General features: G+C 53.1%; 5 protein-coding genes, 2 tRNA genes and 1 rRNA gene. 3 read left to right on the top strand and 5 right to left on the bottom strand.

Annotated elements, in window-relative coordinates:
- Positions 1–79: 79 nt before the first annotated feature.
- The 5 genes from GJ688_RS19100 to GJ688_RS19080 are packed head-to-tail and all read right to left on the bottom strand — an operon-like array spanning position 80 to position 4772.
- Positions 80–724: a LutC/YkgG family protein gene (locus GJ688_RS19100; protein ID WP_155478103.1), complete on the bottom strand. Its 645-nt coding sequence runs from the start codon at positions 722–724 to the stop codon at positions 80–82.
- 3 nt (positions 725–727) lie between these two features.
- A complete protein-coding gene (locus tag GJ688_RS19095) occupies positions 728–2137 on the bottom strand; it encodes a LutB/LldF family L-lactate oxidation iron-sulfur protein (protein ID WP_155478102.1) in 1410 nt (469 codons plus the stop codon).
- Complete coding sequence (locus tag GJ688_RS19090) at positions 2138–2869, bottom strand: (Fe-S)-binding protein (protein ID WP_170292167.1); 732 nt, start codon at positions 2867–2869, stop codon at positions 2138–2140. It lies immediately after the preceding gene.
- Between the two features lie 14 nt (positions 2870–2883).
- Entirely contained in the window at positions 2884–4254 is a 1371-nt protein-coding gene (locus tag GJ688_RS19085; protein WP_155478101.1) for an ammonia-forming cytochrome c nitrite reductase subunit c552, read from the bottom strand.
- Positions 4254–4772 carry a NapC/NirT family cytochrome c gene (locus GJ688_RS19080; RefSeq protein ID WP_155478100.1) on the bottom strand — a complete coding sequence of 173 codons (519 nt, stop codon included), beginning with the start codon at positions 4770–4772 and terminating at the stop codon, positions 4254–4256. Before GJ688_RS19080 ends, GJ688_RS19085 begins: the two co-directional genes overlap by 1 nt.
- 143 nt (positions 4773–4915) lie before the next feature.
- Here GJ688_RS19080 and GJ688_RS19075 point away from each other — a divergent pair.
- The 3 genes from GJ688_RS19075 to GJ688_RS19065 all read left to right on the top strand — a co-directional run.
- Positions 4916–4990: transfer RNA gene (locus GJ688_RS19075), tRNA-Gly, on the top strand.
- A 4-nt stretch (positions 4991–4994) separates the two neighbouring features.
- Positions 4995–5071: transfer RNA gene (locus GJ688_RS19070), tRNA-Arg, on the top strand.
- Positions 5072–5331: 260 nt separating this feature from the next.
- A 16S ribosomal RNA gene (locus GJ688_RS19065) occupies positions 5332–6034 on the top strand; the annotation flags it as partial.

Here is a 6034-nt window from a genome sequence, read left to right as displayed (position 1 = left end):
TCCTATATCCATTCGACATAAAATGGAAAAATCCTTTAAAGGTTCATTGCTTTATGGGTGGCTTTTTAGACAGACTCAGTTAATCTACATTCTCTACATAGATGGCCAGGACGACAGCCGGACCATGAACGCCGATCGTCAAATCCATCTCAATATCGGAGGTTCGACTTGGCCCCGTGATGAAGTTGAGTGCCCGGAAGTCCTTAGAGCCGAGCCGGTCAAAGGCTTCCCCTAAGCTTTTGACCAGTTCCCGGCGCGAGAAAAGGGATAAATGAACCGGTGGAAGCACGCTGGTGCCTCGATGAGACTGGGGGCCGGCTAGCAAAGCGAGTGTGCCTGTTTCAGCGATGGCTCCGTGGGTCCAGGTAATCCCAAGTTTCTTGCCCGCTATAATACCGATATCCCCGCCCCGGTAGATTTCAGGAAACGTCTCCCATAGCGGTGCTAATTCCGGCACGTCCCAGGCTGCCGCTTCTTCAGGACGTATATTCAGTTCCATAAAAATTTTGCGAATCTGCTCGACCGCCTCGTTCCAGTTTTCCACCCGAAAGAACCGGCCGTTAATTCCGACGAAAGCTTGTCGAAAAGCTTCCAAGGTGCCTGCTTCGTCTAAATGATCGATGGCCCGCGGCGGGAGGGTATATTTCAATGATTCCGTCACGGTTGAGGGCGTAGGGCGGCCTAAGGCCTTCGCGATGCTACCTAGAATTTGCTGTTGAGACAAGGCTTAAATCTCCCCTTTCCGCCAACGATCCCGGAAGGTCTCTTTAGCGATCGGCGGGAAGTAGCGCGAGTTGGTCCAGGCTGATAAGGGTGTCGGGCCGCCTTCCAAATGGCCTTCTTTCATAAAAGGTTTTTGACCGATATAGCCGCCTTTCATGGACAGTTTATACAGCGTCGGATTTCCCCAGGTCTCAGACCAGAGGCGAAAGGCGGTTCGTTCCAAGGAACTGGTGGCCCCTGAAACGGTACGTTCGAGCCGCAATTGGATCAGCATTTCATGCAGGGGAATTTTTGTAGGACAAGCTTCCGTGCAGGCGCCGCAGAGGGTGGTCAAATAGGCGGTCTCACCCCAGTTTTTCAAGTCATTCTGCAGCAGCGGCGTCAGTACGGCGCCGATAGGGCCGCTGTAAACCCAGCCATAGGTGTGGCCGCCCACTTGCCGGTAGACAGGGCAGACGTTGAGACAGGAGCCGCAACGGATGCAACGAAGCACCTCTTGATATTTTGGATTCGCTAAAATGCGGGTGCGCCCGTTGTCGACGATGATGATATGCATCTCCTGAGCGCCGTCTTGTTCACCGAGCCCTTTCGGTCCTCGGATGACCGACATGTAGGAAGTGATTTTCTGCCCTGTGGCGGACCGAGGCAGCAGTTTGGCCATCACGTCGAGCTCCCGAAAGGTGGGAACGATGCGCTCCAGCCCCATGAACACCACGTGAACAGGCGGAACACTGGTAACCAGGCGGCCATTGCCTTCGTTGGTGAAGAGCGCAACGGCTCCCGGATCGGCCACCGCAAAATTGCATCCCGATACGCCGATAGGGGCATCCAAAAACATCTGGCGAAGCTTTTGCCGGGCATACCGGGTCAGCGATGCTGTGTCCGGTTGCTGCTTTTGACCGGAGTCCTTTTCAAAGAGGTCGGCCACTTCTTGACGGGTTTTGTGAATCGCCGGGACGATGATATGCGAAGGCGTCTCGCCGGCAAGCTGGATGATATACTCGCCGAGATCGCTTTCCACCGCGTGAATGCCCCGATCTTCAAGGACATGATTCACATGCAGCTCTTCCGAGACCATCGACTTGGACTTCAAGACGAGTTTGGCGCTGTGCTTATCTATGATAGTTTGAAAGATGCTTAGTGCTTCTTCGGCGGTCACCGCCCAGTGAACTTGAGCGCCCTGCTGAAGCATATTCTTGGCAAACTGCTGCAGATAGGTGTCCAGGTTTTCGATGACATGATTGCGAATCTGCATGCCAAGATTTCGCCAATCTTCCCAGTGACCTAGATCATGGGTGACCACGTTTTTGCGATCGCGCAACGTATTGGTGGCCGACTTGACAGCCTTTCGCAGAAAAGGGTGGCGGAAGGCCGACTGGATTCGACCGTGTAAATCCCGGTTGCCGGCAGCCATCTATAAGCCTCCTTGGGCCTGGTCAAAGACTTGGGCCATATGCATGACCGGCATGGCATGGCCCATTTTTTCCAAGCGGCCTTTGATGTTCATCAAGCATCCCATATCGGCACCGACTAACATATCAGCACCGCTTTGCAAGACATTTTCCGCCTTTTCCGTAACGATCGCCTCCGATATATCCGGCATTTTGACGGAGAAGGTTCCACCGAAGCCGCAACAGTCATACGCGCGAGGCAGTTCCAGCAGTGTCAAGCCCTCGATGCTTTGTAAGAGTTGAATCGGCTCATCTTTTACGCCCATGAGACGGGTCATGTGACAGGAAGGATGGTAGGTGATCTTCCGATCAAAGCGGCCTCCGATGGAGCGGACCCCAGCCACTTTGACGAGGAATTCCGTAAATTCGTAGGTCTTCTTACTCAGTGCTTTGGCCTGCTCCAATTCAGCAGGGTAGCGATTAAAGAGTCGCAGGAAGTTTTCTCGGACCATCTCAGCGCAGGAACCGGAGGGACTGACTACATATTCGGCTTCCTGAAAGGCTTTCAAAAAGGTTCGGGCGACTCGACGGGCCTCGTCATGGTATCCGGCATTGAAGGCGGGCTGACCGCAACAGACCTGGTCGGGAGAAAAGGAGACTTCCGCACCGGCGCGGCGCAATACCCGAACGAACGATTCGCCGACTTCCGGAAAAAAACTGTCGCAGAGGCAGGTGATCATCAAAGAGACCTTCACAAACGACCATTCCTTTATTGCTTTGGTGACTTATCTTCCTGAGTGCTGGTGAGCCCGGGAGCCGGTCCTGGGCTGGGAAGCGGCGGAAGGGAGGCGCCAGACAGTGCCTCAAGCGCACGTATGCGCGATTCGCCGGCCAATCGCTGACTTTCCGATAAGAGGCGGAGTGCTTCCTGGGGGTTGTGAAAGCCCATCGAGTTTTCGGCCGAGATGAAGTCAAGATACCACTGGGCTTGGCGGTGCAGGCTGCGCGCTTCTGTCAGTTTGGCTGCGTTCACCGTCGGCAGTTTGCTGGCTGAGGAAATGGATTCGATAGCGCCGGCTACCACTTGCTCGCCTTTGATCAACTGATCGTAGACGCGCCGTTGCGTGTAAAGGATACGCTCTTTCAGGTAATCTTCCGACTGTCTGTGGCAGGTCCCGCAAGCTTCGGAAATGTAGCGCAGGGGGCTCGTCATCCAGTGGGAAGAGATCTTTGAGGTACCAATGCGGACATAGGGCATATGGCAGTCAGAGCAAGATACACCGTTGCGTTGATGGGTGCTGTTTTGATTTAGTTCATAATCGGGATGTTGGGCTTTGAGCATCGGTGTCTTTGCATCAGCATGTTCCCAATCGGTGAAGCCGAGTTCCTGATAGTACTGAAGGATATCGTCAGCTCGGAAACCTTTGTCCCAAGGGAAAGTCAGTTTCTTTGTCCCCGTCTGAAAATAGTACTCTACGTGGCATTGGGCACACACCAGGGAGCGCATCTCATTTCGGGTCGCTTTGGTGATGTCCTTCCCTTGACGGGCGAAAGCTTCTTTGAGGGCAGGGCGGGTAATGACGAGGGCGTTGGTTTTCGGATCATGGCAATCGATGCAGGCGATAGGGTGTTTGGCCTCATCGAGCAAATGAGTGATCGGCTGTGTATAGTAGGATTCACCATATTTGTTGTAAAGCTCTTTGAAATTGGCTGTTTTGCAAGTGATACAGGTACCGGCGCTCTTGCGGGCCGGATCGATCATGCGAATGTCTTCTAAGGAGTAGGTATGGCCCCGATCCTCTGTATACTCTTTGGAAAAGCCGTAGCCGGAAAACAAGGTTTTTAAGAGGGGCTCCCGTTCTAGTTTAGAATACTTGTCAGAACCGCCGTACTCCGTTCGGGCAGTCATGTTATTTTGCAGATAAGTATCGTAGTGATCGGGGTATTTCTTGCCCCAGACGGCCGGGTCTGCTTCAAACTCGCCGATTTCTACACCTTGCGATGGCTCCTGCCGTTGTTTCGGCGTGCAACCTGGCGAAGAGGCGATGAAAATGATCGGGATGATCAACCACGCCAGCAGGATGATTGGTTTGAAGTTTTTTCGAAAAGTTCCCAGCGTGGTACCTGTGAACCGTCTCATTATTGTCTCAACTCCCTAGGATCGGGACCTATGCCCGTTTGAATGCCATGGGGGACGTCGCGGTGACAGGAAAAACAGTATGTGCCGCCGTTATGCCGGGTATCGCCGATGCGGCTGATTACCTCGGTGTGACAACGAATGCAGTTATCTTGCAGGATTTCTACGGTGTGGGGTTTTGCCCGAAACTGAGCCGGCATGGGGCCGATGAAGTATACCCAGGTGTCGACGATCCCGGCGCGGGCTTTGGTAAAGTATTTGCCGACGAAGTTGTGCGGGGTGTGACATTCATTACAGACCATGTTGCGATGGGCCGAGTGATACCAAGATTCATAATGGGGTCTCATGACATGGCAGAGGATGCAAAGCTCGGGCTTGTCCAAGGCATAAGCCAACCCTTTCAAGGGTTGTCGTCCGATGGTAAAGCCAATGCCGATAAGCACGATCACCGATAGAATCCCGTACTGCCACCAATGCCAAGGCCACTTCCATTTCCAGTTCCATTTTCGTTTCCCGGACATTTCTTCACCCTCTGTTCAGTCTTTGTAGCTTTTTGTAGGGTTATTCTGGTTCATGGGTAGACCATTTAGAGATATAACTAATCTACAATTTGTGGTTGACAATTTGGATTGAAGTCGTTATTATATGTAAATGTCGCAGGTACGCGGAAATAGCTCAGCGGTAGAGCATCGCCTTGCCAAGGCGAGGGTCGCGAGTTCGAATCTCGTTTTCCGCTCCAGAGTGCGCCCGTAGCTCAGCTGGATAGAGTAATTGACTACGAATCAAGAGGTCAGGGGTTCGAATCCCTTCGGGCGCGCCATTTCTTCATTGGATGACGGTTATGAGAAATCGTCTTCGATATGAAGGGGATACCAAAAATTACCTGTTGCTTTGCCGCGATTGATGTGATAGTATTTATAACTGTCGCCGGCAAGACGCCGAAAGACAAACACTTCTGGTCCTTGAAAATCAAACAGTTGTTAAAGCAAAAGCGTGCGAAACCAAAGTCAATTCGGCCCGCGCAAGCGGGACGGACAATGATTTCATTTATGAGAGCTTGACTCAAGCTTATCTACATTTTATGTGGAGAGTTTGATCCTGGCTCAGGACGAACGCTGGCGGCATGCCTAACACATGCAAGTCGAACGGAGCACAGATACTTCGGTGGAAGTGCTTAGTGGCGGACGGGTGAGTAACGCGTGGATAACCTGCCTGAGAGTGGGGGATAACAGCCCGAAAGGGCTGCTAATACCGCATAACGTTGTCTGGGGACATCCCTAGACAACCAAAGGAGCAATCCGCTCTTGGATGGGTCCGCGTCCGATTAGCTAGTTGGTGAGGTAACAGCTCACCAAGGCGACGATCGGTAGCCGGCCTGAGAGGGTGAACGGCCACACTGGGACTGAGACACGGCCCAGACTCCTACGGGAGGCAGCAGTGGGGAATCTTCCGCAATGGGCGAAAGCCTGACGGAGCAATGCCGCGTGGGGGATGAAGGTCTTCGGATTGTAAACCCTTGTCTTCGGGGAAGAAGAATGACGGTACCCGAGGAGGAAGCCCCGGCTAACTACGTGCCAGCAGCCGCGGTAATACGTAGGGGGCAAGCGTTGTCCGGAATGACTGGGCGTAAAGCGCGTGCAGGCGGACATGTAAGTCTGAGGTGAAAGCTTGGAGCTCAACTCCGAAACGGCCTTGGAAACTGGATGTCTTGAGAGATGGAGAGGATAGCGGAATTCCCGGTGTAGCGGTGAAATGCGTAGATATCGGGAGGAACACCCGTGGC

The organism is Heliobacterium mobile, from assembly GCF_009720735.1.
Classification (GTDB): domain Bacteria; phylum Bacillota; class Desulfitobacteriia; order Heliobacteriales; family Heliobacteriaceae; genus Heliobacterium; species Heliobacterium mobile.
This window is presented reverse-complemented; position numbering and strand designations above follow the sequence as displayed.

Coding starts and splice junctions, on each gene's coding strand:
- GJ688_RS19080 (WP_155478100.1), bottom strand. CDS start 4,772: ATGTCCGGGAAACGAAAATGGAACTGGAAATGGAAGTGGCCTTGGCAT.
- GJ688_RS19095 (WP_155478102.1), bottom strand. CDS start 2,137: ATGGCTGCCGGCAACCGGGATTTACACGGTCGAATCCAGTCGGCCTTC.
- GJ688_RS19085 (WP_155478101.1), bottom strand. CDS start 4,254: ATGAGACGGTTCACAGGTACCACGCTGGGAACTTTTCGAAAAAACTTC.